The following is a 25,648-nucleotide window of genomic DNA, read 5'->3' on the forward strand; positions in this document are numbered from 1 at the left end:
GCCGGGCCCTTTCTGTATATGCCACCGAAAGTTTCAAATGCTGCGGAATAACTCGGGGCCTGGCTCGTTCTCCTTTCACTTACAGGAACAAAAAGGAGATGATCATGCCGCTGAACATTCTGGTTGCCCCGTCAGGCTTCAAGGAATCACTCGACGTGAACGATGTCGTGGAAGCAATCTCCGAAGGCTGCCACCGGGCCCTGCCGGATTGCCGCATCCTCAAGGCACCGATGGTCGATGGTGGCGAAGGCTTCACGAAGGCCCTGGTCAACGCCACTTCGGGCACGCTGCACAAGGTTGCGGTAACGGGCCCTGTTGGCCAAACCGTCGACAGCTTCTACGGCCTGCTCGGTAGCGAAGGTTCGAAAACAGCTGTCATCGAAATGGCCGCGGCCGCAGGGCTGAGTCTCGTGCCGCGCGATCAGAGAGATCCGACCCTGACGACCAGTTACGGTGTCGGTGAACTCATTCTTTCCGCACTGGACGCTGGCGCGGAGCGCATTCTTGTCGGATGCGGTGACAGCGGCATCAATGACGGCGGCGCCGGCATGGCACAGGCGCTCGGTGCCCGCCTGCTTGACAAGGATGGCAACGAAATCGGACGCGGCGGTCTCGAACTGGCAGGCATGTCCCGCATCGACGTGTCCGGCATCGATCCCCGGCTCGCCGATACGCAAATCGACGCGGCGGTCAACTGGCACAACGTGCTTTTGGGTGAACGGGGTGTCGCTCGGGTCTTCGGACCCCAAAAGGGCGCGACACCGACGCAGGTTCAGGCGCTGGAAGAAGCCCTGGAGATCTATGCATTCTTGTTGAACAGAGACCTCGACCTGGATCTTGGATTGCAAAACGGATCCGGTGCATCCGGCGGGCTCGGCACAGGGCTGATGGCTTTTGCCGGGGCAACCCTGCACCCGCGTTTCGACATCGTCATGCAATATCTTGAATTCGATGCATTGCTGACTTCGGCGGATCTTGTCATCACGGCGGAAGGGTCGCTCGACGGGCAGAGCCCCTACGGGAAAGTTCCCTGCGAAGTCGCTCAGCGCGCGCGGAAACGCGACATTCCGACGATTGCGTTGGCGGGGACGATAGGAACCGGCGTACGCACAACCCTTGATACCGGCATTGACGCGTTCGCGTCTATTCTCAAACGCCCGTGCTCGCTCGAGGATGCCATCCTGGAAGCAAGAAAACTGCTCAGAAACGCCAGCGAAGACGCACTTAGGATGATCATGGTCGGCGCGCGGCTGAAAGCCGCCTGACCCTACATCAAAGAATAAAAACAACAATAATAGAGACAGTTACGACTCCGCTGCTGGTTTCGGGAAATGCGAATCCGAACCGGCGGCGGCCTTTTTTCGTTCACGAACACAATGCTCTGTTGCAGGCTGCGGGACACTAATTGTCGACAGCACAAGGGCGTCTTTGCCCCCAAGGCAAGAATGCGCAAAAGTTGAACCAGCGCGTCTCAACGCTTATCTTACATCTATCGGGGACAAGAGAGCAGGCCTATGAACACGACTTTTGAAGATCTGGGATTCGAGCCCGAGTACCTCGGACCTGAAGAGGAACAGACAAAGTCCGTCAGGGAAAAACTGCTTTCAACGGCAAAGAAAGCGGCCCGGCAAATACCCTTCATGGAAGATGTGGTCGCCGGATATTACTGTGCGCTCGATCCCGCAACCCCCGCCAAAGTCCGTGTAACGGTCATTGCCGCACTCGCCTATTTCGTACTTCCTCTGGACACCATTCCGGATTTCCTGATCGGCGTCGGGTTTGGCGACGATGCAACTGTGCTCATGGCGGCGATCGCCATGGTTCGCGGCCATATGCGAGATGATCACTATGACGCTGCCAAGGAAGCCCTGAAGGACGGAGATCTCTAAGACTGGGTTTCTACCTGCCTTGGAGGCAACCAGCACCCGGACGTGCGTCCGGCGATAACCCAGTACACCAGTCCTGCCAAAAAGCCGGCCGCAAGCGCAATGACGCTGCCGGGCCTGAAATCCGCATTCTGACCGGCTGAACCGAGGGTCCAAAGCAGAAATGCAATGCCTCCGCCAGCGGCGAGATGAAACACGACCCCTTTGAAGCGCGCAAATTCGGCAATTGCGATCACAATGCCTGCCGGGACCAGTGCTGCTGCACCGACAGCACTTGCGCCGATAAGCCCGGTTCCGATCATGGCGCCAAACGCAACTGGATCTTCGCCGGGATGCACGGACTGGAAAAAACCCCAGGCCAGAAACAAACCAGAGGCGATCAGCCCGAAAATGAAGCCGCAGACGATTTTCAGGAGTTGAACCAGAAACTTTGTGCCGTCCACGAGAGATCCCTCTTTTAAACTTCCCGACCAATCCCTAAGTGAGGTATCATCCCTTAAAATACAACACTTGGCTGCGATCGCAGCAGCCCAATCATAAAGACAGGAACCCCTTCTGCGCGAACAAGCGGAAAGACTCAAAACCGCTTATTTCGGTTGACTTTTCGGCGGTTTCGCAGGAATTTAGGGGATGGCGCTAGGACAAACGCAACAGAGGCCTTGGTACATGAGTTCCGAGGTCTTTTGTGCATCTTGAAGAGCCAATGCCTGGTGCCAGGTTGAAACGATAGAGGAGTTAGCGACCATTCGCCGTCCGTTCCGCGCCCCGCCTCCCACAAAGGAAGGCCCGCGCACAAACCACGAAATTCGCGTTCGCGAAGTCCAGTTGATTGATCATGAAGGCGCCAACCGCGGCGTCGTGCCGACAGAAGAAGCGATGGATATCGCAATGGACGCGGGTTTGGATCTCGTAGAAATCCAGCCGAACGCAAATCCCCCCGTCTGCAAGATCCTGGACTATGGCAGGTATAAATACCAGGCCCAGAAGAAAGCTGCTGAAGCCCGTAAGAAACAGAAGACCGTCGAGATCAAGGAGATCAAGATGCGTCCGAACATCGACACGCATGACTATGACGTGAAGATGAAAAACATGCTGCGGTTCTTCAACGACGGCGACAAGGTGAAGGTCACACTCAGGTTCCGCGGTCGCGAAATGGCGCACCAGGATCTGGGCATGAATCTGTTGAACAAGGTTCGCGAAGAAACCTCTGAAATTGCCAAGGTCGAGTCGGCCCCGAAGCTTGAAGGCCGCCAGATGGTGATGGTTCTGGCTCCGCTGAAGTAAGCGAAACAGACAGCTAAACTGCTTAAACCCCGCTCCGGCGGGGTTTTTTGGTTTTGAATGGAAACGCAAACAAGATCGAGGATCGACGGTATGATCATACGTTGGTGGAGAGCCGTCGCTGGCAGCGAAGACGTTCTGGCACATTATGCGGACCACCTGGAACGAACCACATTCGTCGAGATGGCTGAGCTGCCGGGCCATTTGGGCGCGGCCCTGGCTGTCAAGGTCAAAGGCAGCGATCATGAACTGGTGGTCACAAGTCTCTGGTCGGATCTTGAGTCGGCGGCGCACTTTGAAAAAGGAGCATTTGACGACGCCGTCGTGAAGCCGAGCACTCAAAAACTGCTGAAGTCATTCGACCTGAAGGTCGAGTATTTCGAAACCGTCGTCGCCACAGGAAAACTCGCGCCATAGGTCGACCGATAGACCTAGCAAGGTAAACTGTGACTTGAATAACAGACCACCCAGCGAATGATGCTTATCTTTCCGGCAATGCGGAAAGACCGGGTGGCACAAGATGTTTGCAATTACAGCGCCAATCAAGATCAGGGCACAACTGCAATTCAATCCCTACTATCAGTACGCCAAGCCGGACCAGATAACTTAAGACAAGGGATGGACTGCGGTCTTCATAGGATCGGAAGGCAACGACTACATTTTCGGAGACGAATTCTCCGACACCATGTATGGCAATGGCGGGAATGACGGGCTCAACGGTGGCGGCGGAAGAGACTTTCTTCATGGCGGCGAAGGAAACGACACTTTCGTCGGCGGTGAAGGCGCCGATGAAATGTACGGAGAAGAAGGCGACGACTTTTTCTTCGGGGAACTAGACCACAATGTGATCGATGGCGGCGCGGATTACGACACGGTCAGCTATTTCGGCCTGAACAAAGGCATCACGGTTCTTCTGGACTTTGCGATCGCGCAGGCAACAGATGCACCCTGGGAATTCGACACAATCAAGAACATCGAACGGGTCATCGGAACGAGCCACGACGACATAATCGTTGGTGACCATAGGGCCGCCGGCAACAGTCTGATCGCCGGCGCGGGCGACGACGTGGTATCCGGGAACGGCGGAACCGACACAATCGTTGGCGGTGCCGGCAGTGACGAACTCTGGGGCGGAACTGAAAGCGACACGTTCATTTTCAATCTTGGCGACAGCCGTGGCCGTCACGCGAACTTCGACAGGATCATGGACTTCGACCTCGATGATGATGTGATGGAGTTTCAGGTCTACGACAAGGACACAACGAACTGGTCAACCGAGACAGGTACCGTCGATGGCAAAACCGGTACATGGGTCAAGGTTACCGAGACCCATTTCGGCGAGGCGGAACTGGAAATCGAAACACTCTATGAGGTGTTTCTGGAAGGCACAGCGATCGCCACCGTGGGCTCGGACGACATCGTTTTCTTCTGATGGCCCGAGCGCGCAGTCTTCCAGCGGCAAATGCCGAAAATTGGCAACAACCGGCTACATGCTGCCATTTCTAAACGATGTCGACCCACCCGCCTTTTTCAGCGGACGCGAAAATCGCATCGATGATTTTCATGTTCTGAAGCGCATCTTCGACGCCATACGTCATGACCTTTTCGCCCAGGACCGCGCGCCCGAACACGTCGGCCAGCTCAGCATATTGATCGCAGGGCGCGATGGTTTCAGTTGTCATCGACGCATCACCGAGCGCCGACCCGTCATCCATCCGCAACTCCGATGTCTCGCCCTGAGGTGCATTGAACGGGATCGGGATTTCAAGACGTTTCCGGGTTCCGACAAGCTGTAGTCGTTGATGCGCCGTCAACTGCGTGGACACTGTGAAGGTGAGCTGGCGCCCTGCGCCGAAATCCATGATCGCACTGGTGAAACGGTCTGTCCCGAAGTCCGGATCACGGTCGATCAGCGAGACAACCCGCTCCGGTTCGGCTTCGAAGAAGTAACGGCCGGCAAGCATGGTGTAGCACCCGATGTCCATCAGGGCACCGCCGCCCATATCGGCCCTGTTGCGGATATTGTCCGGGTCGTTGTTGAAGAAACTGAAAAAGCCCTGGATCGCATGTAGATCGCCAAGCTCTCCCGAACGCACGATCTCGCGGGCCCGGATCCATTGCGGGTGCGCGCGCACCATGAAACCTTCGGCGACAAGACGGTCTTTCGGCAACTCAAGAAGCGTCGCGGCGTCTTCGGCGCTGAGAGCAATCGGTTTTTCGCACAGAACATGCTTACCGGCTTCAACAGCCTGCACGGTCACCGGCACGTGCATGTGATTTGGAAGCGGGTTGTAAATCGCATCGATGTCAGGGTCGCCGAAAAGCTCTTCGTAGGAGCCGTACGCCTTTTCGATACCGAGGTCTTTCGCAGCGGCGCCCGCCCTCTCGGCGTCGCGCGAGGCGATGGCCGTAACGATCCCGGTTTGTGAAACCTGAATTCCGGGAATAACTTTTTCGCGGCCGATCTTGGCGGTTGATATGATTCCCCAGCGGACCTTTTTGCTGTCCATTCTTGTTTCTCCCGTTCCCTAGGCACACGCGTCAGTTGGCACGAAAAAATCCCGGCCTGCAAGGCCGGGAAGTGGGTCGATGCGGTTATAACCGGCTACATGCTGTCAAAATTTCTCGGGCACATAGAGATGTTCCGGCAAAACCTTGCGTTCGTAGTCCGGATTGAACCGGCGCTCCGGCAAAGAGACCGGATCGTGCGGGACCTCCTCATAAGGCAGTTGCGACAGAAGATGGCTGATGCAGTTGAGGCGCGCCTGCTTCTTGTCGTTGCCTTCCACAATGAACCACGGCGCTTCCGGGATGTTGGTACGCTCGAAGGTCTCTTCCTTCGCTTTGGTATAGTCTTCCCAGCGAATGCGGGATTCCAGATCCATTGGCGACAGTTTCCACTGTTTCAGCGGATCGTGGATGCGCATCAGGAAGCGCAGCTGCTGTTCCTCGTCCGTGATCGAGAACCAGTATTTGATCAGCCGGACCCCGGAGCGGACAATCATGCGTTCAAATTCGGGAACATCGTTGAAGAACTGCTCGACCTGGTCTTCGTTTGCAAATCCCATGACGCGTTCAACACCGGAACGGTTGTACCAGGAGCGGTCAAACATAACGATTTCACCCGCAGCCGGCAGGTGCGGGACATAGCGCTGGAAGTACCATTGCGACTTTTCACGCTCCGTCGGCGCTGGAAGCGCAACGACGCGGGCAACGCGCGGGTTCAGACGTTGCGTAATGCGCTTGATTACCCCGCCCTTCCCGGCCGCGTCGCGGCCTTCAAAGACCACAACGATTTTTTCGCCGGTATGCTGGACCCAGTCCTGCAGCTTCACCAGCTCGGCCTGCAATCTGAGCAGTTCGTGGAAATAGGTGTTCCGGTCGATCGGTGACTTGTGCTTTTTGTCGGAGATGAACTGAAGATCCTTCGCGACCAGATTGTCGTCGATTTCCATCTCAAGTTCTTCATCAAGGGAATCTGCCCATTCGGCCTCAACCCAACTCTTTGCGCTTTCTTCGGTCATCAATCGGTCCTCATGAATCGTCTCGAACGGCGAATCTCAGAAAGAGTGTGAACAGCTTAACCATGTAAGTTTTTTGACAGTTGTGCCAGTTCGCAGTCCTTGATCCCCCTCAAAGGCGACTCAAAAGTTGACGTAACTTGAAAATGAATGAACGTTCATTTATATACTTCAGCAGGAGGAGCAAATGTCTATGTCGGCGGAAAGGTCAGCGTCCCGTTCCAAAGGGCAGGAGACGGCGCACCGTGTGCGGAAAGCCGCTCTGAAACGCTTTGCCAGCACCGGTTACGCTGCGGTTTCCATGCGTGAGATCGCGACCGATGTCGGCGTCCGGCCCGGAGCGCTCTACAACCACTTCCCAACCAAGCAGGACATTCTGAAAGACTTGATGCTGACCCACATGGCCGACCTGCTGGCAGCATGGCGATCGGCAGATTTTCCTGCAGTCATGGATCCGCTCGAGCGGTTTGTCCGCTTTCACATTCGCTATCACCTTGAGCGCGCGGACGAGGTCTTCATCTCCTACATGGAGCTTCGCAATCTGGAACCGGAGAACTTCAAGAGCGTCGAGGCGGAGCGACGCAGATATGAGGCCATTCTGACGTCGATCCTCGAAGAAGGTTCAGTTGCCGGGCGCTACGCCGTCGAGGATCCGAAGGTCACGACGAGAGCCATAATTGCAATGCTCACCGGCATCCCGACCTGGTACCGGGAAGGTGGTCGGCTCGGCGAAACCGAGATCGAAGACCTCTACCTGACGATGGTGCGCAAAGCGGTGGCACCGGAAGAAAAAGACCTGCAAAGGGAGAACGGATGACATGAGCATCCTGAAATCGAACCTGTCATCCAGAAGCAGTGACTTTGCGGCCAACAAGGCCGCACACGAAACAGCGATGGATGCCGTGCGGACTGCAGCGCGATCGGCGCTGGATGGCGGCGGCGAGACTGCGCGCACCCGCCATGTCTCCCGCGGCAAAATTCTTCCCCGGGAGCGCGTGTCGCGCCTTCTTGATCCCGGATCTCCATTTCTGGAAGTCGGCATGCTTGCTGCCCACGACATGTATGAAGGCGCCGCACCCTCTGCCGGAATGATCGCGGGCATCGGCCGGGTCGAAGGCCAGGAAGCCATGATCCTCGCCAATGACGCGACGGTCAAAGGCGGCACTTACTATCCGATGTCGGTCAAGAAGCATCTGCGCGCGCAGGAGATCGCCTTGGAAAACAACCTGCCCTGCATTTATCTCGTGGATTCAGGCGGTGCCAACCTGCCCAATCAGGACGAAGTCTTTCCGGACCGGGATCACTTCGGCAGGATTTTTTATAATCAGGCCAACATGTCGGCAAAAGGCATCGCGCAAATCGCCGTTGTCATGGGGTCCTGCACCGCGGGTGGTGCCTATGTTCCGGCAATGTCGGACGAGACCATCATCGTCAAGAACCAGGGCACGATCTTTCTGGCCGGCCCCCCGCTTGTGAAAGCGGCAACGGGCGAGGAAGTCTCGGCGGAAGATCTTGGCGGCGGTGATGTTCACACGCGCCTGTCCGGTGTTGCCGACCATCTTGCACGCGACGATGCGCACGCGCTCGCGCTCGCAAGACGCGCCATCGCCAGCCTGAACCGGTCCAAGACCGCGCAGGCTGCACTGGAGACGCCCGAGGACCCGCTTTACGACCCGGAGGAAATCCTTGGCGTTGTCCCTGCGGATCTGAAGACGCCGTATGACATCCGGGAAGTCATCGCCCGTGTCGTCGACGGATCAAGGTTCGATGAGTTCAAGGCGCGCTACGGCACGACCCTGGTCTGTGGGTTCGCTCATATTCACGGCATGCCGGTCGGTATCATCGCCAACAACGGCGTCCTCTTTTCCGAAAGCGCGGTCAAGGGTGCGCATTTCGTTGAGCTCTGCTCCCAGCGCAAGGTGCCGCTGGTGTTCCTGCAGAACATCACCGGCTTCATGGTTGGCCGGAAATATGAAAGCGGCGGCATCGCCAAGGACGGCGCCAAACTTGTAACGGCGGTCGCCACCACGTCCGTCCCGAAAATCACGATGCTCGTCGGCGGATCTTTCGGCGCCGGAAACTACGGCATGTGCGGACGTGCCTATTCGCCGCGCTTTCTCTGGACTTGGCCGAATTCCCGCATTTCGGTGATGGGAGGTGAGCAGGCGGCCGGCGTTCTGGCAACGGTCCGCCGCGACGGCATCGAACGGAAAGGGGGAAGCTGGTCGGCGGAGGAAGAACAGTCGTTCAAGCAGCCGATCATCGACCAGTTCGAAGAACAGGGGCATCCGCTTTATGCCACGGCACGTCTTTGGGATGATGGCATCGTCGACCCGCGCAAAACGCGTGACATTCTGGGCCTTTCCCTTTCGGCGGCCCTGAACGCGCCGATCGAAGACACCCGCTTCGGTCTCTTCAGGATGTGATTAAGATGGATCTTAAGCACCTCAAGGAGATTTATCCTGGCGCTGCGACGTTCAAGTTCGGCGACGGAGAAGAGCTGAGCGGCCATCTGATCGCGCTTGTCCGGGCCGGCACGAAAACCGCAACCTGCGGCGCGGTGCGCGATTTTGAAACCGGCGAGGAAACCATGCCGGAGGTGGGGCGCATGGACATAGCGCTCGATTGGGACGGAACGCCGGCGCTTGTCATTGAGACGCTTGAGGTCAAAACCATGCGGTTTTGCGATGTTCCCGAAGATTTCGCCCTGGCAGAAGGCGAGAACGATGACCTGGCGGGATGGCGGACGGACCATCAGGCCTTTTTCGAACGGAATGGCGGCTTTGATCCTGAAATGTGGCTGGTCTGCGAACGTTTCAGGGTGGTCCGGGATCTGCAGGAAGTGCAGCGTGAGAAATAAGCCATGAGCGGGATCGAGACGCATATCGGAGATATCACGCAGCTTGAGGTCGACGCCATCGTCAATGCGGCCAACTCTTCTCTGCTTGGCGGTGGCGGTGTCGACGGCGCGATCCACCGCGCCGCGGGGCCAGAGCTCGTCCAGGAATGCCGGCTCTTGAACGGCTGCAAGACGGGTGAGGCGAAAATCACCGCCGGATACAGGTTGCCGGCAAAGCACGTTATTCACACGGTCGGCCCGGTCTGGCGGGGCGGCAATGAAGGCGAGCCCGCTCTTCTCGCAAGCTGTTATGAGACAAGTCTCCGCCTGGCAGCGGCCAACAACTGCGCAACAGTTGCCTTTCCGGCAATCTCGACGGGGATCTTCGGTTATCCGGCAGATTTGGCGGCCGATATTGCAGTCAAAACCGTCAGGGCCACCTTGGCCGGCCTGCCTGAAATCAAAACCGTCACGCTTGTTGCATTTGATGATCGGAGCCATGCCTGTCTGCAGGCAGCGCTTGAGAGGAAAGAAGACTGATGTTCAAGAAAATCCTCGTCGCCAATCGCGGTGAAATCGCCTGCCGGGTGATGGCGACCGCAAAGAAACTCGGGATCAGGACTGTTGCCGTCTTTTCGGATGCTGACGCGAATGCCAAACACGTGGCAGCGGCAGACGAAGCCTTTCGGATCGGTCCCGCGCCGGTCGCTGAAAGCTACCTCAAGATCGACAAGATCATCGAGGCCTGCAGGCAAAGCGGTGCACAAGCGGTACATCCCGGCTATGGTTTTCTTTCGGAGAACCCGGACTTCGTCGAAGCCCTTGAAAAGGCTGGCATTACCTTCATCGGCCCCAGTGCTAAATCCATCCGGGCCATGGGCCTGAAAGACGCCGCAAAGGCGCTGATGGAACAGGCCGGTGTTCCAGTCGTGCCCGGCTATCACGGCGACAACCAGGATCCTGCATTCTTGAAAGATCAAGCCGGCGAAATCGGGTACCCGGTGCTGATCAAGGCGCGCGCCGGAGGCGGCGGCAAAGGCATGCGCCGCGTCGACGATCCGCAGGATTTTCTGGACGCTTTGTCAGGCGCGCAACGCGAAGGGGAAGCCAGTTTTGGCGACGGCCGCGTCCTCATCGAAAAATACCTGACCAAACCGCGTCATATCGAGATCCAGGTATTCGGCGACAGCCACGGAAATGCCGTGCATCTTTTCGAGCGCGACTGTTCCCTGCAGCGGCGCCACCAGAAGGTCATCGAGGAAGCCCCGGCGCCCGGCATGCCGGACGAAATGCGCAAGATCATGGGTGACGCCGCCGTGAAGGCTGCAAAAGCGATCGATTATTCGGGCGCTGGCACGATCGAATTCATCGCCGATGTTTCGGAAGGGCTGCGCGCTGACCGCTTTTATTTCATGGAAATGAACACCAGACTTCAGGTCGAACACCCGGTAACTGAAATGATCACCGGGGAGGATCTGGTCGAATGGCAAATCCGCGTTGCCTTTGGTGAAACACTGCCCAAAAGCCAGGATGCGTTGGCGTTCAGCGGATGGGCGTTCGAGGCCCGTCTTTATGCCGAAGATGCGCCAAAAGGCTTTCTGCCCGCGATCGGCACGCTGGACCATCTTTCCTTGCCGGAAAAGAGCGCGCGTGTGGACAGCGGTGTTCGCGCTGGTGACGAAATCACGCCCTTTTACGATCCGATGATCGCCAAGATAATTGTCCACGGCCCGACAAGAGACGCCGCCCTCGGCAAACTTCTGGCAGCACTGGAAGCAACGGAAGTCGCAGGCTGTGTCACGAATGCAGGCTTTCTGGCGGCACTTTGCAGACACAAGGGGTTCGCGAGCGGAGATGTCGATACCGGGCTTATCGATCGCGACCTGGAAGAGCTGGTCGAAGAGCCCTCTGTCCCGGAAGACGCTGTTGCACTTGCAGCTCTTGCCGCGCTTGGGCTCACCAGGCCGTCCAGCGGGAATGATCCTTTCGAAACGCTTGCCGGATGGCGCATCTGGAGCGCATCCCGGCAATTTGCTCTTTTGGAGATCGTTGGAGATCGGCTCGACATTGAAGTCCGTGCACTTGGAAATCGTCGCTTTGTTGTTCACCTGGCAAGTGGAGAGCGAACTTACACGATCGTCAAAGTCGATGATGACACGATAACTTACGACTGCGAAGGCCATCGTGCGAGCGCTGTGGTCGTGAACAGTGGTTATGGTCTTGCCGTGTTCCAGAACGGTCACGCTTTTTCCATCGGCTTACCGGATATGCTTGGCAGCGACGATGACGCGACAGGTGCCGGCGATCAGGTCATCGCGCCCATGCCGGGCCTTGTGAAAGTTCTGTCGGCAGTTAGCGGCGACACAGTCTCCAAGGACCAGCCCCTGGTTATTCTCGAAGCAATGAAGATGGAGCACACGCTCAAGGCTCCGCGCGACGGCGTGATTGGTGACGTCTTCGTGGCGGAGGGCGAACAGGTCACCGACGGCACGGTTCTGCTGGCACTCGTGGAGGAAGCAGATGCTGCTGCCTGAGGCGGAAAGTTATGAGGACCTGACCCGGAAATTTCGCTGGAACATCCCCGAAAAGTTCAACATGGGCGTTGCCGTGTGTGACGCCTGGGCGGAACGCGAAGCAGATCGGGAAGCGCTGGTCTATGTCGAAGAGAACGGTGATACGGCCCGATACAGCTACGCTGACCTTCGCCGACTGTCGAACCAGTTGGCCAATCTCCTTACCGACCGCGGCGTTCTGCCGGGTGACCGGATCGGAGTGCTTCTGCCGCAGCGCCCGGAGACGGCCTCTGCACATATTGCCGCACTGAAACTGGGTGCGATCACGATCCCTCTTTTCACGCTTTTCGGGGAAGAGGCACTGGAGTACCGGTTGCGCGATTCTGGCGCGAAAGTGGTGATCACTGATGCGAGCGGCGCCGCAAAACTATCGAAGCTTGGCGACCGCCTGCCGGAATTGACCACCATTTTTTGTGTCGATGGCGATGACGGCACCGCACAGGATTTGGCCAGCCACATGGCCGGACACCAGGACACTTTCACGCCGTTCGAGACAGCCGCCGACGACCCAGCACTCATCATCTACACGTCTGGCACAACGGGCCAGCCCAAGGGCGCGCTTCATGCGCACGGGGTCCTGCTTGGTCACCTGCCTGGTGTCGAAATGAGCCACGATTTTTTCGGTCAGCCGGGTGATCGGATCTGGACGCCCGCTGATTGGGCATGGATCGGCGGCTTGCTCGATGTGCTCATGCCGGCGCTTTATTTGGGTGTTCCCGTCGTCGCCTGCCGGTTCGGCAAATTCACAGCGGAGGCGGCCTTTCAACTTCTTGAGGACCAGAAGATCCGAAACACCTTTTTGCCGCCAACCGCCCTGAAAATGATGCGGCAGGTTCCGGACATAGGCGACCGCTGGCATTTTGATTTGCGCTCCGTTGCGTCCGGTGGCGAAACCCTCGGCGCCGAGCTGATTGCCTGGGGCCGCAAGACCTTCGGGCTGACCATCAACGAGTTCTATGGCCAGACTGAATGCAACATGATCGTCTCCAGCTGCAGCCGTGTCATGGAAGCCCGCCCTGGGATCATGGGACGTGCAGTGCCCGGCCACAACGTGGCGGTCGTGGACAATTCCGGTACCATCCTGCCTGTGAATACGCTTGGAAACATTGCCGTGAAACGTCCGGATCCGGTCATGTTCCTGAGATACTGGAACAACCCCGAGGCAACGGAGAAGAAGTTTGCAGGCGACTGGTTGCTGACAGGTGACACGGGGCTTGAGGACGATGAAGGCTGGCTGCGTTTTGTCGGCCGGGACGATGATGTCATCACGTCCTCCGGCTACCGGATCGGACCCGGCGAAATCGAGGACTGTCTCATTCGACATCCCGCTGTCGCGCTGGCCGGTGTAGTCGGCAAGCCGGACCCGCAGCGTACCGAAATCGTCAAGGCCTATATCGTCTTGAAAGAAGACTTCGAGCCGACCGACGCTCTTGGCAAGGAGATTGCGGATTTCGTCAAGACCCGCCTTGCCGCTCATGAATATCCACGCGAAGTCGCCTTCGTGGATACCCTGCCGATGACGACAACCGGAAAGGTAATCCGGAAGGAACTCAGAGCGCATGCTGAGCAGGAAGGATGACAATGTGGAAAATCCTGAAGTGTCATCCCTGTGCAGGCAGGGTTCCAGTAAGCGCCCAGTCTTACAGCCCTCACAGATGCTGCGGTTTACTGGCTCCCGGCCCTCACTAAGTTCGGCCGGGCCGGCAAGTCGGGGCAGGCTTATAACCAAAATTCTCTCTGCAATATGAGTACACCGATGTCCGAATTCGTCACCATCTTTGAAATGGGCCCGCGCGACGGCCTGCAAAACGAAAAACGGTTCGTGCCGACAGAGCAGAAAATCGAGCTCGTCGACCGGCTGTCGGACTGCGGCCTCCGCAAGATCGAGGTGACCAGTTTCGTCAGCCCGAAATGGGTGCCTCAGATGGCCGACGCCCAGGAGGTCATGGAGAGCATCTACCGTCATCCCGCCGTTGTCTATTCGGTTCTGACACCGAACGTGAAAGGCTATACCGCCGCCCGCAAGGCATCGACCGACGAGGTCGCGATTTTCGGCTCGGCGTCCGAAGGTTTTTCGAAAAAGAACATCAACTGCTCGGTGGCCGAAAGCATTGAGCGCTTCAAACCTCTTCTCGACAAGGCGCATCATGATGAAATGCCGGTGCGCGGCTACGTATCCTGTGTCACCGATTGCCCCTATGACGGCCCGACCCCGCCGCAAAAGGTGGCCGAAGTCGCCGGGCTTCTGTTCGAACTTGGCTGTTATGAAATTTCGCTTGGCGATACGATCGGAGCCGGCACGCCCGAAACCATCTCAAGAATGCTGGATGCCGTTCTTGAAGTCGTACCGGCAGACAAACTGGCGGGCCACTATCACGACACCAAGGCACGCGCCCTGGAGAATATTGAGATCAGCCTCGAACGCGGCCTGCGCACTTTCGACAGTGCAGTCGGCGGACTGGGAGGCTGTCCCTATGCGCCCGGTGCCAAAGGCAATGTCGCAACGGAGGCGGTTGTTGCACTCGTGGAAAGCAAGGGCTTTGAGACGGGCATTCGAACCGACCGGCTGGCCGAAGTCTCAGAGTTCGCACGCAGCCTGAGGAGCGACGCAGTATGAGTTTTGCAACCATTTCCATCGCGGCGGATGATCGCGGTGTTGCCACTCTCACGCTTGACAGGCCCGAAAAGCACAACGCGCTTTCCGCAATGATGATTTCAGACCTCACGGACGCGGCCGGGCGCCTTGGTGCCGATCCTGAAATACGAGCCGTCATACTCACAGGCGCAGGCACCAGTTTCTGCGCTGGCGGAGATCTTGGTTGGATGCGCGAGCAATTTGAGGCGGACCGGCAGGCCCGGATGGCTGAAGCCCGCAAACTGGCGATGATGCTGAAGGCGCTGAACGAGCTGCCGAAACCCTTGATCGGCCGCGTTCAGGGCCAGGCCTTTGGCGGCGGCATCGGCATGATGAGCATCTGTGATACCGTCGTTGCAGTTGACACTGCCAAATTCGGACTGACCGAAGTGAAGCTCGGCCTGATACCGGCAACAATCAGCCCTTACGTTCTTGCACGGATGGGAGAAGCCAAGGCGCGCCGGGTGTTCATGTCTGCCCGTGTCTTCGGCTCGGTCGAGGCAAACGCGCTCGATCTTGTTGCCAAAGTCGTGTCCGCAGAGGACTTGGATGCAGCGGTCGAAAGGGAGGTCAGGCCGTATTTGGGCGCAGCGCCCGCGGCGGTTGCTGCATCAAAGGCTTTGGCGCGCTCTCTTGGACCAGCGATTACGCCTGACATCATTGAGGATACGATCCGACGGCTCGCCGATGTCTGGGAGACACCAGAAGCGCGTGAGGGCATCTCCGCCTTTTTCGAAAAGAGAAAGCCTACCTGGGTGGTTGGCTGATCAGGACGTCGCCTGTCGCCGTGCGTGCTCGATCAAAGCCGCAATACGCGCAACCTCAACCTGTTCCTCGGGCTTCGCAGCGTCGGTTTCCGGTCCGCCATACATGCGCTCCCGGCGGCGGCGGATCTTCTTGCGCTGCCACTCGCTGATGCCTTCCGGCAACTCGATGCCGGCCCGGTCCATACCAATCAGGATACGCTGCAGGTCGGGAATGAGCTCGGATGATATCGTGAAAGTGCCGCTGACGGGGTGTTTGAAGACAAGGGTCTTGGTGCTTTGTTCACCGTTCAACAGGACTGCCTTCTTGTGCCCGATCGACCCGATCGTCGACTGAAACCAGGCAACCCAGCCTGACGCTTCCCAAAGCCGCACGTCAACCTGCTTCAACTCTTCATAGGGAACACGCGCGCGCTGCCCGAACTGGGTAAATTCAAACCCATTGCCGAAAAAGCGGACCCAGGACGTTTCCTGCCGCACCGCCACTGCAAAGAACAGGAAGGACGCGCTCGCCGGAACAAGAGCCAAAAGGGCAGCAAGCGCCAGCCCACCCGTCGCGCTCACCATTCCCAGAATGGCGATGGAAAAGAAAACAATCCCAAGACCAAAACCGATCGCGTCCAGAACCATGACGGAAGGTTTGGAAACGGGCTTCACTGCGCCTGAAGGCATCGACGGTTTTGGGAGGGCAGCGTAAATTCCGGCCGCCGCCAACAGGCATACAAGGCCACTCAAGAACGATATGAAGAAGAAGCCGCCAACGATCGCAAGGACGCTAAGGCTTAATGGTATCACACGCCGTATAAATTCAATTTTGGCCGTTTTGCCCAAACCGCTCTCCATGCTTAAAAACAGCGGATCCGTAACAAACTGGGGAGACTTACTGATTCTTACATTGAATCAACTGAGCGAAATTAAATCAAGAATGAGATGAATCTATCCAGAAACAATGTAACCGGTTTGGCAAATGTCCACACCAAAACTAGATTAAATTTAGAACCAATTTTCAGAAAGACGGGCTGATTGATTGATATAAATATATGACTTTCGTGAATGAATTGGACGCTGCCGTGGTGTTCATCTGGCGGATTTGAGCGGGTTGCTCCCAAACTCTTCACCGATCCAGTTCAAGAACGCCTCCGAGGCCGGCATCTGGGCGTGCGCGGATGGCGGGAAAAGAAAGTAAGCTTCGGCAAGTGGCGCTGAATGCTGAAACGGTCTTGCCAGCGACCCGTCTTCCAGAAGATCCCGCACCAGCAGGTCATGCGCCATAGACAGCCCGGCCCCTCGCATGGCTGCCGCAATGGCAATGACGTAAGTCGACGCCAGGTTAACCTCGTCATCGCGATGAAAGGTCTCTCCCCTTGTCTTATACCACGTACTCCATGTGGCCGTCGTGCCTGCGCAGTCGAATAGCTTTGCGGTTTCAAGGTCTGGAGCGCCCTCTTGATAGTCCGGCGAGCACACCGGAAAGCACCTGTCCGTCGCCAGGCACCTTGCGGTAGCGGACATCTCTTCCGGACGGCCGAAGCGAATCTCGATCGTCGCGTTTGAGGCGTGGCGCTCCGGATCCCAGATCGGCGTCACGATGTTCAGGACAAGCCAGGGATATGCCTCATAAAGCTGTTTCAGTCTCGGTGCGAGCCAGAAGACAGAAAATGCCATGTTGCATTGAAGTGTGAGATTGGTTCCCTTGTCCGCGCCAATGAACGCCTGCGTGCTGCTGGCAATGAGATCAAAGGCCTCGCGCAGGCTCGGCAGGTAGTTGCCGCCATCCTCTGTCAGCTCCAGTGCCCGTGTCTTCCTTAAAAAGAGATCCCGGCCGAGATAGGATTCAAGGCTTCGCACGTGCTGACTGACCGCTGACTGGGTCAAATGAAGTTCAGCTGCCGCACGCGTGAAACTGAGGTGTCGCGCCGAGGCTTCAAAAGCCCTCAGCCAGGTCAGGGGAGGCAAGTTGGACTGTGACATTGGACGCATAACCCATGCATTAATTTTCTTAATGTCATAACTTCGAATCGATTGATTGTCAGCATCCTTAAAGCTTGAGAGGATGCGGGAACCGGACCAGGGAGACGTGACATGTTGCAGATCGCCGAAAACAGCAATCTCACCCACTGGCAGGAGCGCGTCGATATGGCAGCGGCGTTCCGCTGGACCGCGCGGCTGAATATGCACGAGGCTGTCGCCAACCATTTCAGCCTTGCCGTCAATGACGACGGCACACAGTTCCTGATGAACCCCAACCAGATGCATTTCAGCCGCATCAAGGCCTCGGACATGTTGCTTCTCGATGCAAACGATCCGTCGACCATGGAAGGCCCGGACGCACCAGACCCGACGGCCTGGGGCCTCCATGGATCCATTCATCGGCTGTGCCCGCACGCGCGCTGCGTCATGCATGTGCATTCGATCCATGCCACGGTTCTGGCGTGCCTGAAGGACAGCACCCTGCCTCCGATCGATCAGAATGCGGCGACTTTCTACGGGCGTCAGGTCGTCGATGAGGGTTATGGCGGGCTTGCCTTTGACGATGAAGGGGCGCGCTGCGCTGCGCTGCTGACTGACCCGAAGGTCAAGACAATGATCATGGGCAACCACGGCGTCCTGATTATCGGCGACACGGTCGGCGACACGTTCAACCGTCTCTTCTATTTCGAACGCGCTGCCGAAACCTATATCCGCGCCCTGCAGACGGGACAGCCGCTGAGGATACTTCCGCATGATATTGCCGAGAAGACGGCACAGGAGCTTGAAGACTATCCGGGTCAGTCGGAACGCCATCTGAATGAGCTCAAAGCCATTCTCGACAGCGAAAACTCCGACTACGCGAGCTGAAGGTGCCCGACTACGTGCCGACAAATGCGGCTTCCTCGGGTGTCCGCCTGGACAAGAAGGCGCTCAAGTCCATTGCCGCCCGCTCAGACCGGCCAGGCTTGATCTATCTTGCCCAATGGTTCTGCGGACTTGTCCTGACTGGCGCGTTGGTCTGGTGGACGCTCGGCACTTTGTGGGTCTGGCCCGCCATGCTCATTCACGGAATCCTTCTGACTGTCCCGAGCTACGCCATGAGCCACGAAACGGCGCACGGCACCGCCTTTCGCACCAGATGGCTGAATGAGACCGTCTTGTGGATCACATCGCTTATCTACATGGAAGAACCGCTTCATCGCCGCTACACGCACACCAATCACCACACCCACACCTGGCACGTCGGCAAGGACAGCCAGATGCCTTTCGATACGCCAATGGGATTTGGCGGGTGGCTGACAGAAATTGCCGGCCTCGGGCTGCTGCGTTTTCACGCCGCCGCATTCGTGAACCTGGCGGTCAAGCGCTACACCGACACGATCAAAATGGTGACACCGGATCCTGGAGAACTGTCCAGGATGACCCGGAACGCGCGGATCATGCTGGCAATCTATGCACTGATCGCAGCAGCCCCGTTCTTCGGTGTCTGGTGGCCGGTCTTGTTCCTGGTGTTGCCGCGTATTCTGGGAGCACCGGTCATGCTCCTGTTCACCCTGGTGCAACATGTCGAACTTCAGGAGAACTCGCCCTCGATCCTTGAAAGCACGCGGTCCTTTCGGGGCGGGCCGATTGCCAATTTCCTCTACATGAACATGAGCCATCATGTGGAACACCATCTTTATCCGCAGGTTCCCTTTCATGCCCTGCCCGCGCTATCGCAGGCGGTGAAGGATCAGATCCCTGACCCTGACCCGGGCTTCTTGCGGACCAACTGGGAAGTTCTGGTGGTCACGGTCCGCCGGTCGCTCGGTTTGTCTACCCGGGCGACCAGCATCCGGCAGGCGCCACACATGATCACCGACGGTGGCGCTATCCAGCGCGTTGCACGGCGCACCATGTAACCGAAACCGGTACTCGACCGTCTGACCGCACGCCAGAAATGTGAAGGACCCCCATGACCACCTGGATCGACGCCTGTGCCACCGGTGATATAGACAAGGAAGATCTGATCGCTTGGACCCACAACGGAAAGCGGCTCGCGATCTACAACACGGAAGAGGGTTTCTTCGCAACGGACCTGATGTGCACGCATGAGGACGAAAGCCTCGAAGAAGGGCTTGTGATCGACTGTGTCATCGAATGCCCATTGCATGGCGGCCGCTTCGACATCAAAACCGGCAGGGCATTGTCCGCTCCGGTCAACACCGATCTGACGACCTATCCGGTCAAGGTGAAAAACGGACGCGTGCTTGTTCTCCTGGCAGAGTGAAAACGCAACGACTGTCAGGCAACAGCTGACTTAATCGGGTTCAAAGGGATTTACCGGACAGGCTGAGAAGCCTCTCAGATGCAGGTCCGCAATGCCGCCTCAGAGAAATCAAGCTGGCCTGAAGCTCAGTTCTTTTGGCGACTTTCATCTCCGGGCGAATTAATCATAGTATTGACTGCCGATTCCAAGATCACCGGACGTGACATGCACAAGATCCTGATACCCGTAGACGGTTCCATCCACTCGATGAAAGCACTGAGGATCGCTTCGGATTTGGCCGCCAAGTATCAGGGCCGCCTTTATATTTGTCATGTTCTGCTTAGGGGAAAGGATGCCAACGACCTGATGGCATTGGATATTTCCAGCCAGTTCGACAAGCCGTTGCACCAGATCCTGAACAAGGCGATCTCGGCAAATCTTGGACCGGCTCCAGACAAGATACTGCACAAGATCGGCCAGATAATCCTCGATCACTTCGCCGAAAAGGCATCAAGCCATGGCATCGCGTTTGAAACCATGGACATCCTGGACGGGAAACCGGCGGACGAGATCCTCAAAGTGCTGGAAGAAATCGAAGCAGGCACAATCGTCATGGGCACCCGCGGGGTAACGCATTCGGAAAGCTCGACATTCGGCAGCGTCTCCCAGGAGATCTTCAACCGCGCCAACTGCACCTGCATTTCCGTGAAATAAGCGCCCCGGCAACGAATGGCTGAAGCGAAAAAGCAACCCCTTCGGCACGCTCTTGCAAGCCATGTCTCCGGTGCAATCCGTTCGCGCCTATGCCTTCGGGCAGGACAATTCTGAAACTGGTGCCGCTGATAGGACTCGAACCTACGACCCCATCATTACGAATGACGTGCTCTACCAACTGAGCTACAGCGGCGTATCCTGAAAGTCAGGTCGGCGTGCTTGGTGCCCGCCCGCTCGATGCGTATCGAGTGGGCCGCTAATTACCGGAGCTTGGCGTCAGATGCAAGAGCCTTCACGCAGCTTCGTGCTTGAAGACCACATCTTGTGCTGTACGAAATCCGGCATCCTCGTAGAGATCAGCCAACGGCGCAAAATCGGCCCTTCGACTCAGTTGAAAAAGCGTGGGCGAGAGGCCTTTGCGGACTTTTCTTTCTCATCATCGTCCGTGCCAGGATCGTCCGGCATGCGCTTGAGCGGAAACTGGATCGGTCCGTCAGAATCGTCAACGGCTTCGGCCTTGCCGTTTTCTGCTTTCTTGTCACCGGCCTTTTCCTCAGAGAGCTCCCCGCCGGAGGCCTCCGGCTCCGATCCTTCCTTCTTCGGTTCGGTACCTTCCCCGCTCTCAGTCTCGGAAGAATCGGTCTTTGCGTCTGCCTTTTTGTCATCAGCAGCGGCTTGTTTGTCCGTCTCCGCTGCCTTTGCAGTATCCGTTTTCGCCACGTCCTTCGCGGGTTCAGGGCTGGTCGCCTTCGGCGCCCCGTCAGGAAGATCGCTCAAAGCGGGACTGAAGCGCACGTCATCCGTTGTTCCCTCAAAGCCGTGCTTTGAGCTCGTGTCCTTTGCGGGCGCAGTGCCGGCCGGCATTGCATCGCTTGAGGCTGTTGGAGCCGGCTTGGTCTCGGCTTTGACTGGTTCGGCTTTCAGGTCAACAGTCTTCGGCTCGTCTGCAACCGCGTCGGCAGACGGCTCTGCGGGTGCGGGCTCTTCGGATGCCGCAGATGGAACCGCGGCGGGCAGGACCGGTGCCTCGAACAGGCTGTCTTCGACAAGTTCTCCCTGCTCGTCCAAACCAGAGGTCGGAATGCTCCACTGGAACGCATCCAGTTTTCCAGTCACGGGTGACACGGGTTGCCATTCCGCTGACACGATGCCGTCTGCAATCCAGGCCTTGTCCTGGGGCGCTTTCACCGCCCTGGACAGCCAATCGCGCATGCGGCCTTTGTCGCCGTGCTCGGCTTCTTCAAGCTCGGCCATCAGCAGGAATGCACCGCGTGTCGGCTCGGACTGCAACAGCTTTTTCAGGTGCGTGCGCGCGTCCTGGAATTCGCGCGCCTCGAGCGCGGCCCGGGCAACAGCGATTGCTCCCTCAGGCGTATTGGCGCGCTGCGCTGACAAGGATTTGACGCGTTTCAGCCGGTCGACAGCAGAATCTCCCGTGCGAACATGTGCGTAGGTTTCGGCAAGCTCCGGGTGAGGAGAAAGCCGCCAGGTTGCCTCGAGAACCTTTGCCGCCTTTCGGATATCGCCTCTACGCGTTGCAAGACGCGACGTCAAAACGGCGGCCGGAACAAGGTCGAGCGCCAGTCCATGCGCTTCCTTGGCCAGCGAATAGGCGCGTTCCGGTTCGCCGCCCTCAAGCTTTTGGGCAAGGGCAGTCAAAATTACGGCGCGCTGCCGACGATAGGCCTTTTTGTCCAGAAGTTTGGCAGCATAATTGCGCTCCAGCGTCTTGAGGGCTTCGTCCCAATGGTGCGCAACTGCCTGGTAGCCGAGAACCGCCTTGCCGGCCCATTCGAGCCCGGGCGATGTTTTGGCAGCCTCTTCAGCATAGTGTCTTGCGGCAACAGGCTCCCTTTGGCGCTCCGCCTCAACGAAGAGACCGTGCAACCCGAGCGCTTTGGTTTCCGGGTCGTCCAGCATGGCTTCGAACCGCTGACGGGCCTCATCATCCTTGCCAGCGAGCTGTGCGGTCTGCGCCAGGAGAAGTTTGGCGGCAGGTTCCTCGGCCAGCAGCCGGTCAGCATCCAGACCATAGCGCCGTGCCAGTTTCGCATTTCCCGTTCCAAGCGCGATCAGTCCGTGGGACAGAGCCTCATAACCTTTATCCTTGCGGCGGCGCTTGAAGAAACGATTGGCGATCTGTGGTGATTTCAAAATCACGCGAACCACCCACACTGCGAACAGGAACACTGCCAGCAATATGCCAACCACCAGCGCGACAATCACCGGCGGCTGTTCCCAAACATACCCGTTCCAGCTCACGGATATCGTGCCCGGCAGGTCCGCCATCCAGGCAAAGCCCAATGCCAGCAGGAACAGCAGCAAAAAGAAGAAAAAGACGCGGATCATGAAGCTTGCTCCCAAGCGTCGCCGGGCGGATCCGGCTCAAAAATCAACTGCGCGATCACCATAAAACCGGTTGCCGCTTAACTGTCGTTCGCAGCAAGTGCATTCAGCACTTCCTGTGAAGCCTTGTCGGTCAGACTGTCGACTTCGACGCGCGCCTGGGCGCGGGCGATCCATTCACTACCGGCAGCCTTTGCAGCATCAGGCAAGTCCTGATACGCCGAAATGGCGCCTTCCAGATTGCCGTTGGAGACAGCATTCTCCATGCGCCGCAAAGAGGCTTCCGGGCCCGTGCCGTCGGCATCGCCAGGTCCCCTGACAGCCACAATCGACCGCGCGCTCGCAAGCAGACTGTTCAGGACGTCCTCAGAATGATCAGGTTCTGAGAATGTCTGATAGATCTCGCGCGCAACAGGAGGGAACTGGGCGATCAGGACAGACACCGGTTCAACGCCTGTCTTGGCGTGAGCTTCAAGCGCCTTGACATCGATGTCGGACGGCAGCCCCGCCTTTACCGCAGCAAGTTCCGTTTCATAGGGACGACCCGAGTCGACGGCCGACTTGAGTGCGGAGACAGACAGCGCGCGCGCTGCAACCTCACGGGCAGTGGCATCCCCCATTGTGCTTTCGACATGCTGCAATCGCTTCGAGATCGCATCAAGTTCCGCCCGGATTGTCTCAAGCGCCGCGGTGTTGGCAGCCCCCACCGAATTGATGTCGGAAGACAGGCTGGACAGGGTTTCCGTTGCCCGCGCCTGGCTGTCCGCCAGCGTTTTGAGCGATACGTCTGATGTCGATACGGCGGTCTGCGCCGCCTTGGCGGTGGCTTCCGCGTTTTGCAGCCGGTTTTCAACGTCTGCGAACTGGGTCTTCAATCCGCTCATCTCGGTTTCCAGACCGGATACGGAGCCCGACAGCGTGTCAGCCGTGCTTGTCGTCGATGTGGCTTCGCTTTCAAGCTTGGAGAGCCTGTCTTCCAGAGGCGTCAGATCGACAGCGGACTGCTGCGAAGACGCTGATTCCAGCGCGTCGATCCGCGTTTCAAGAGGCTCGAGATTGACAGAGCCAGCGGCGCCGCCGGCGCCTGCAGTCGAGGCGACATCGCTTCGCAGGGTCGCAATGTCCTCTTTCAGGGCATCGATCGCAGGCGTGACATCGGCGGATGCGGAAGAGACCGCATTTTGAATATCATTCTCAAGCGATGTCACCTTGGCTTCAAGTGCTGACAACGCCTGCCCTGAAGACTGATCCGTCGCCGAGGCGCCGACTTCCTCAAGTTTTTGCTCAAGGTCCGAGATTTTCCGTTCTGCAGCGGACAAGGCACCGGCAAGCTCTTGATCCTGCTCAGGCGTCAACTTGAGAATTCCGGCCTGGTGAAGTCCGAAACCACCCCCAAGGACAATGATGCCGCCAATGACCGCAGCGATCAAAACGCCGAATGCACCGACACCGCCGCGCTCCTGGGCAGCCGGCGGATTTGAAAACGTCGAGGAAGAGGATGGCCTGGAGGACGGCGCGGCAGTTTTGGAAGCGGATGCGCTGCCAGAACTCGCCGGCTTGGAGGAAGAGGAAGATGTCGGCCCCGGTTTTGGTGTCGCACTGGAACTTGCGCTTGAGGTCGCGGACCGCGGACTGGTTGAGGTTGACGAAGGTCCCGCTGTTGTCCGGGCGCTGCTGGAAGACGATGCGGCCGTTGGAGAGGACGATGAGGCCGGGCTACTCTTCGATGTTGTGGATGAAGATGCCGTCGTCGCTGAAGGTTTGGACGGATCCGCCTTTGCGGTCTCCGGCTTCAAGTCTGAAGGCTTTTTGCCTGGCGTAGTCGTACTGCCAGTTTTTGGAGTGCTGCCGGACGCAGACCCAGTTGCGGATGCTCCCGCCTTTTCATTCACTTTTTCCGCTGTCAGGTCGATCGTCACCGGCCGTTTGGAGCCGGTATTGGTTGACGGCTTTGCGCTGCTGCCCGGCTTGTCGGTCGGGCCGGATCCGCTTCCGCCTGAAGAGGACGTTCCGCCAGAAGATTTCTTGTCCGTCGTCATCTAGTCTCCTCCTGAACCTTCCGGTCACTCACTATACACACCTCAAGGCGAAGCGGTAGCGCTGCGGCACAGTCTTTTGCGCGCTGCAAAACAAGGACTCCACCGGATCTGGTTAACACTCTCCTAAGGCCAGTTCCAGTAGCGCATTTTCACAAGGGTCTTCAGCAACTTCCACCTTCATGTAGTCGGAAAGCGGTTCAGCCGCCTGCTGCGAAATCGCGTAAATCCGCAAATTGGAGATAATGTGATCCAGACCGCGCTGCCCAAGCAAATGCATCAGTGTTGCTGCCGTTCGTTTCGAATAGATCAGTACGCCGTCATAAGACCCGGCTCGAAGCCGTTCCTCAACACGACCGGGAAAGTCTACAGCTTCATTCATCTTGTAGACCGGAACAGTCCGGCATTCGATGTTTGCCTGCGCCAACACCTCCTCCAGGTCACCACTTCGATCCTGTGCCGCAGGGTAGAGCACCGTGCCTGTACCAATCTGCATGTGCTTGCTGACAATCAGTTTTGCAAGCGATGCGACATCACCACCAGCTGAAAAGATAGTGCCGAACCCGGCGCTCTTGCTTGCCGCCGCAGTTGTATCCCCGACGGTAAAAACAGGGAACTGCCTGAAATCCTCAGCCTGAGCGTGGTCTGCGATCACATCAATCGCCCGTCGGCTCGTGACCGCGAGCGCCGATACATTGCTAAGATCAAATTTCTCCGGTGGCTTCGGGCAAAAGACCAGCATCGGCGCTTCATCGGCGTCATAGCCCTTCGCCCGGATCCTGTCGGCCGTTCGACTGCATTCAGGTTGCGGCCGTGTGACAAGAAAACGCATCC

The 25,648-nt window shown here is 57.8% G+C and carries 26 protein-coding genes and 1 tRNA gene; 18 read left to right on the top strand and 9 right to left on the bottom strand.

Going from position 1 to position 25,648, the window contains the following annotated elements; translation table 11 throughout:
- Positions 1-104 precede the first annotated feature (104 nt).
- Both ABVF61_RS26065 and ABVF61_RS26070 read left to right on the top strand, forming a co-directional pair.
- Complete coding sequence (locus ABVF61_RS26065) at positions 105-1,265, top strand: glycerate kinase (RefSeq protein ID WP_353996537.1); 1,161 nt, start codon at positions 105-107, stop codon at positions 1,263-1,265.
- A 249-nt stretch (positions 1,266-1,514) separates the two neighbouring features.
- Positions 1,515-1,889: a YkvA family protein gene (locus tag ABVF61_RS26070; RefSeq protein ID WP_353996538.1), complete on the top strand. Its 375-nt coding sequence runs from the start codon at positions 1,515-1,517 to the stop codon at positions 1,887-1,889.
- On the opposite strand, the gene ABVF61_RS26075 is transcribed toward ABVF61_RS26070, so the two are convergent.
- Positions 1,886-2,329 carry a translation initiation factor IF-3 gene (locus ABVF61_RS26075; protein WP_353996539.1) on the bottom strand — a complete coding sequence of 148 codons (444 nt, stop codon included), beginning with the start codon at positions 2,327-2,329 and terminating at the stop codon, positions 1,886-1,888. The genes ABVF61_RS26070 and ABVF61_RS26075 overlap by 4 nt on opposite strands.
- 301 nt (positions 2,330-2,630) lie before the next feature.
- Here ABVF61_RS26075 and infC point away from each other — a divergent pair, with 301 nt between their 5' ends.
- The 3 genes from infC (at position 2,631) to ABVF61_RS26090 (ending at position 4,599) form a co-directional block, all read left to right on the top strand.
- The gene (infC, locus tag ABVF61_RS26080; protein ID WP_353997319.1) at positions 2,631-3,170 is read left to right on the top strand and encodes a translation initiation factor IF-3; all 540 of its coding nucleotides are present in this window, start codon (positions 2,631-2,633) and stop codon (positions 3,168-3,170) included.
- Between the two features lie 90 nt (positions 3,171-3,260).
- Complete coding sequence (locus ABVF61_RS26085; protein ID WP_353996540.1) at positions 3,261-3,584, top strand: hypothetical protein; 324 nt, start codon at positions 3,261-3,263, stop codon at positions 3,582-3,584.
- A gap of 217 nt (positions 3,585-3,801) precedes the next feature.
- Positions 3,802-4,599, top strand: coding sequence for a calcium-binding protein (locus tag ABVF61_RS26090; RefSeq protein WP_353997320.1), 798 nt, complete (start codon positions 3,802-3,804; stop codon positions 4,597-4,599).
- Positions 4,600-4,669: 70 nt separating this feature from the next.
- Here ABVF61_RS26090 and ABVF61_RS26095 read toward each other — a convergent pair whose 3' ends face one another.
- Both ABVF61_RS26095 and ppk2 read right to left on the bottom strand, forming a co-directional pair.
- Positions 4,670-5,677, bottom strand: coding sequence for a Gfo/Idh/MocA family protein (locus tag ABVF61_RS26095; RefSeq protein ID WP_353996541.1), 1,008 nt, complete (start codon positions 5,675-5,677; stop codon positions 4,670-4,672).
- 105 nt (positions 5,678-5,782) lie between these two features.
- Complete coding sequence (ppk2, locus tag ABVF61_RS26100) at positions 5,783-6,691, bottom strand: polyphosphate kinase 2 (RefSeq protein ID WP_353996542.1); 909 nt, start codon at positions 6,689-6,691, stop codon at positions 5,783-5,785.
- A gap of 184 nt (positions 6,692-6,875) precedes the next feature.
- Here ppk2 and ABVF61_RS26105 point away from each other — a divergent pair, with 184 nt between their 5' ends.
- From ABVF61_RS26105 to ABVF61_RS26140, 8 genes are all read left to right on the top strand, one after another.
- Positions 6,876-7,505 carry a TetR/AcrR family transcriptional regulator gene (locus ABVF61_RS26105; RefSeq protein WP_353996543.1) on the top strand — a complete coding sequence of 210 codons (630 nt, stop codon included), beginning with the start codon at positions 6,876-6,878 and terminating at the stop codon, positions 7,503-7,505.
- 1 nt (position 7,506) lies between these two features.
- The gene (locus tag ABVF61_RS26110) at positions 7,507-9,114 is read left to right on the top strand and encodes a carboxyl transferase domain-containing protein (RefSeq protein ID WP_353996544.1); all 1,608 of its coding nucleotides are present in this window, start codon (positions 7,507-7,509) and stop codon (positions 9,112-9,114) included.
- 5 nt (positions 9,115-9,119) lie between these two features.
- Positions 9,120-9,548 carry an ASCH domain-containing protein gene (locus ABVF61_RS26115; RefSeq protein WP_353996545.1) on the top strand — a complete coding sequence of 143 codons (429 nt, stop codon included), beginning with the start codon at positions 9,120-9,122 and terminating at the stop codon, positions 9,546-9,548.
- A 3-nt stretch (positions 9,549-9,551) separates the two neighbouring features.
- Positions 9,552-10,067, top strand: coding sequence for an O-acetyl-ADP-ribose deacetylase (locus tag ABVF61_RS26120; protein ID WP_353996546.1), 516 nt, complete (start codon positions 9,552-9,554; stop codon positions 10,065-10,067).
- Entirely contained in the window at positions 10,067-12,061 is a 1,995-nt protein-coding gene (locus ABVF61_RS26125; RefSeq protein ID WP_353996547.1) for an acetyl/propionyl/methylcrotonyl-CoA carboxylase subunit alpha, read from the top strand. Before ABVF61_RS26120 ends, ABVF61_RS26125 begins: the two co-directional genes overlap by 1 nt.
- Positions 12,048-13,679 carry an acyl-CoA synthetase gene (locus ABVF61_RS26130; RefSeq protein ID WP_353996548.1) on the top strand — a complete coding sequence of 544 codons (1,632 nt, stop codon included), beginning with the start codon at positions 12,048-12,050 and terminating at the stop codon, positions 13,677-13,679. The genes ABVF61_RS26125 and ABVF61_RS26130 overlap by 14 nt, the downstream gene beginning before the upstream one ends.
- Before the next feature lie 177 nt (positions 13,680-13,856).
- Positions 13,857-14,717, top strand: a complete 861-nt coding sequence (locus ABVF61_RS26135) for a hydroxymethylglutaryl-CoA lyase (RefSeq protein WP_353996549.1) — start codon at positions 13,857-13,859, stop codon at positions 14,715-14,717.
- The gene (locus ABVF61_RS26140; RefSeq protein WP_353996550.1) at positions 14,714-15,502 is read left to right on the top strand and encodes a crotonase/enoyl-CoA hydratase family protein; all 789 of its coding nucleotides are present in this window, start codon (positions 14,714-14,716) and stop codon (positions 15,500-15,502) included. Before ABVF61_RS26135 ends, ABVF61_RS26140 begins: the two co-directional genes overlap by 4 nt.
- On the opposite strand, the gene ABVF61_RS26145 is transcribed toward ABVF61_RS26140, so the two are convergent.
- Positions 15,503-16,171, bottom strand: coding sequence for a hypothetical protein (locus tag ABVF61_RS26145; protein ID WP_353996551.1), 669 nt, complete (start codon positions 16,169-16,171; stop codon positions 15,503-15,505).
- Between the two features lie 405 nt (positions 16,172-16,576).
- Positions 16,577-17,470: a LysR family transcriptional regulator gene (locus tag ABVF61_RS26150; RefSeq protein WP_353996552.1), complete on the bottom strand. Its 894-nt coding sequence runs from the start codon at positions 17,468-17,470 to the stop codon at positions 16,577-16,579.
- 111 nt (positions 17,471-17,581) lie between these two features.
- On the opposite strand from ABVF61_RS26150, the gene ABVF61_RS26155 reads away from it, so the two are divergent.
- The 4 genes from ABVF61_RS26155 (at position 17,582) to ABVF61_RS26170 (ending at position 20,432) form a co-directional block, all read left to right on the top strand.
- A complete protein-coding gene (locus ABVF61_RS26155) occupies positions 17,582-18,337 on the top strand; it encodes a class II aldolase and adducin N-terminal domain-containing protein (protein WP_353996553.1) in 756 nt (251 codons plus the stop codon).
- A 2-nt stretch (positions 18,338-18,339) separates the two neighbouring features.
- Positions 18,340-19,371, top strand: coding sequence for a fatty acid desaturase (locus ABVF61_RS26160; RefSeq protein ID WP_353996554.1), 1,032 nt, complete (start codon positions 18,340-18,342; stop codon positions 19,369-19,371).
- 53 nt (positions 19,372-19,424) lie between these two features.
- Positions 19,425-19,739 (top strand): non-heme iron oxygenase ferredoxin subunit, encoded by a 315-nt coding sequence (locus tag ABVF61_RS26165; RefSeq protein WP_353996555.1) that lies wholly within the window; start codon positions 19,425-19,427, stop codon positions 19,737-19,739.
- A gap of 204 nt (positions 19,740-19,943) precedes the next feature.
- Entirely contained in the window at positions 19,944-20,432 is a 489-nt protein-coding gene (locus ABVF61_RS26170; protein WP_353996556.1) for a universal stress protein, read from the top strand.
- Positions 20,433-20,549: 117 nt separating this feature from the next.
- Here ABVF61_RS26170 and ABVF61_RS26175 read toward each other — a convergent pair.
- The 3 genes from ABVF61_RS26175 to ABVF61_RS26185 all read right to left on the bottom strand — a co-directional run bounded on the left by ABVF61_RS26175 (position 20,550) and on the right by ABVF61_RS26185 (position 24,208).
- Positions 20,550-20,625 (bottom strand) — tRNA-Thr (locus tag ABVF61_RS26175).
- 194 nt (positions 20,626-20,819) lie between these two features.
- Entirely contained in the window at positions 20,820-22,781 is a 1,962-nt protein-coding gene (locus ABVF61_RS26180; protein ID WP_353996557.1) for a heme biosynthesis protein HemY, read from the bottom strand.
- Positions 22,782-22,858: 77 nt separating this feature from the next.
- Positions 22,859-24,208, bottom strand: a complete 1,350-nt coding sequence (locus ABVF61_RS26185; protein ID WP_353996558.1) for a COG4223 family protein — start codon at positions 24,206-24,208, stop codon at positions 22,859-22,861.
- Between ABVF61_RS26185 and ABVF61_RS26190 the strand changes: the two genes are divergently transcribed.
- On the top strand, positions 24,192-24,821 hold the full coding sequence (locus tag ABVF61_RS26190) for a hypothetical protein (RefSeq protein WP_353996559.1): 630 nt from the start codon (positions 24,192-24,194) through the stop codon (positions 24,819-24,821). The two genes, ABVF61_RS26185 and ABVF61_RS26190, sit on opposite strands and share 17 nt — an antisense overlap.
- Before the next feature lie 108 nt (positions 24,822-24,929).
- Here the strand turns inward: ABVF61_RS26190 and ABVF61_RS26195 are convergent, their stop codons facing one another.
- Complete coding sequence (locus ABVF61_RS26195; protein ID WP_353996560.1) at positions 24,930-25,646, bottom strand: uroporphyrinogen-III synthase; 717 nt, start codon at positions 25,644-25,646, stop codon at positions 24,930-24,932.
- Between the last annotated feature and the right edge of the window lie 2 nt (positions 25,647-25,648).

Origin of the sequence: Roseibium sp. HPY-6 (genome assembly GCF_040530035.1) — a bacterium.
Taxonomy (GTDB): domain Bacteria; phylum Pseudomonadota; class Alphaproteobacteria; order Rhizobiales; family Stappiaceae; genus Roseibium.

Excerpts from the sequence above, each read along its gene's own strand:
- ABVF61_RS26065 (WP_353996537.1), top strand. The coding sequence starts at position 105 with ATGCCGCTGAACATTCTGGTTGCCCCGTCAGGCTTCAAGGAATCACTC.
- ABVF61_RS26070 (WP_353996538.1), top strand. The coding sequence starts at position 1,515 with ATGAACACGACTTTTGAAGATCTGGGATTCGAGCCCGAGTACCTCGGA.
- ABVF61_RS26085 (WP_353996540.1), top strand. The coding sequence starts at position 3,261 with ATGATCATACGTTGGTGGAGAGCCGTCGCTGGCAGCGAAGACGTTCTG.
- ABVF61_RS26095 (WP_353996541.1), bottom strand. The coding sequence starts at position 5,677 with ATGGACAGCAAAAAGGTCCGCTGGGGAATCATATCAACCGCCAAGATC.
- ppk2 (WP_353996542.1), bottom strand. The coding sequence starts at position 6,691 with ATGACCGAAGAAAGCGCAAAGAGTTGGGTTGAGGCCGAATGGGCAGAT.
- ABVF61_RS26105 (WP_353996543.1), top strand. The coding sequence starts at position 6,876 with ATGTCTATGTCGGCGGAAAGGTCAGCGTCCCGTTCCAAAGGGCAGGAG.
- ABVF61_RS26110 (WP_353996544.1), top strand. The coding sequence starts at position 7,507 with ATGAGCATCCTGAAATCGAACCTGTCATCCAGAAGCAGTGACTTTGCG.
- ABVF61_RS26115 (WP_353996545.1), top strand. The coding sequence starts at position 9,120 with ATGGATCTTAAGCACCTCAAGGAGATTTATCCTGGCGCTGCGACGTTC.
- ABVF61_RS26120 (WP_353996546.1), top strand. The coding sequence starts at position 9,552 with ATGAGCGGGATCGAGACGCATATCGGAGATATCACGCAGCTTGAGGTC.
- ABVF61_RS26125 (WP_353996547.1), top strand. The coding sequence starts at position 10,067 with ATGTTCAAGAAAATCCTCGTCGCCAATCGCGGTGAAATCGCCTGCCGG.
- ABVF61_RS26130 (WP_353996548.1), top strand. The coding sequence starts at position 12,048 with ATGCTGCTGCCTGAGGCGGAAAGTTATGAGGACCTGACCCGGAAATTT.
- ABVF61_RS26135 (WP_353996549.1), top strand. The coding sequence starts at position 13,857 with ATGTCCGAATTCGTCACCATCTTTGAAATGGGCCCGCGCGACGGCCTG.
- ABVF61_RS26140 (WP_353996550.1), top strand. The coding sequence starts at position 14,714 with ATGAGTTTTGCAACCATTTCCATCGCGGCGGATGATCGCGGTGTTGCC.
- ABVF61_RS26145 (WP_353996551.1), bottom strand. The coding sequence starts at position 16,171 with ATGCCTTCAGGCGCAGTGAAGCCCGTTTCCAAACCTTCCGTCATGGTT.
- ABVF61_RS26150 (WP_353996552.1), bottom strand. The coding sequence starts at position 17,470 with ATGTCACAGTCCAACTTGCCTCCCCTGACCTGGCTGAGGGCTTTTGAA.
- ABVF61_RS26155 (WP_353996553.1), top strand. The coding sequence starts at position 17,582 with ATGTTGCAGATCGCCGAAAACAGCAATCTCACCCACTGGCAGGAGCGC.
- ABVF61_RS26165 (WP_353996555.1), top strand. The coding sequence starts at position 19,425 with ATGACCACCTGGATCGACGCCTGTGCCACCGGTGATATAGACAAGGAA.
- ABVF61_RS26170 (WP_353996556.1), top strand. The coding sequence starts at position 19,944 with ATGCACAAGATCCTGATACCCGTAGACGGTTCCATCCACTCGATGAAA.
- ABVF61_RS26180 (WP_353996557.1), bottom strand. The coding sequence starts at position 22,781 with ATGATCCGCGTCTTTTTCTTCTTTTTGCTGCTGTTCCTGCTGGCATTG.
- ABVF61_RS26190 (WP_353996559.1), top strand. The coding sequence starts at position 24,192 with ATGACCGCAGCGATCAAAACGCCGAATGCACCGACACCGCCGCGCTCC.
- ABVF61_RS26195 (WP_353996560.1), bottom strand. The coding sequence starts at position 25,646 with ATGCGTTTTCTTGTCACACGGCCGCAACCTGAATGCAGTCGAACGGCC.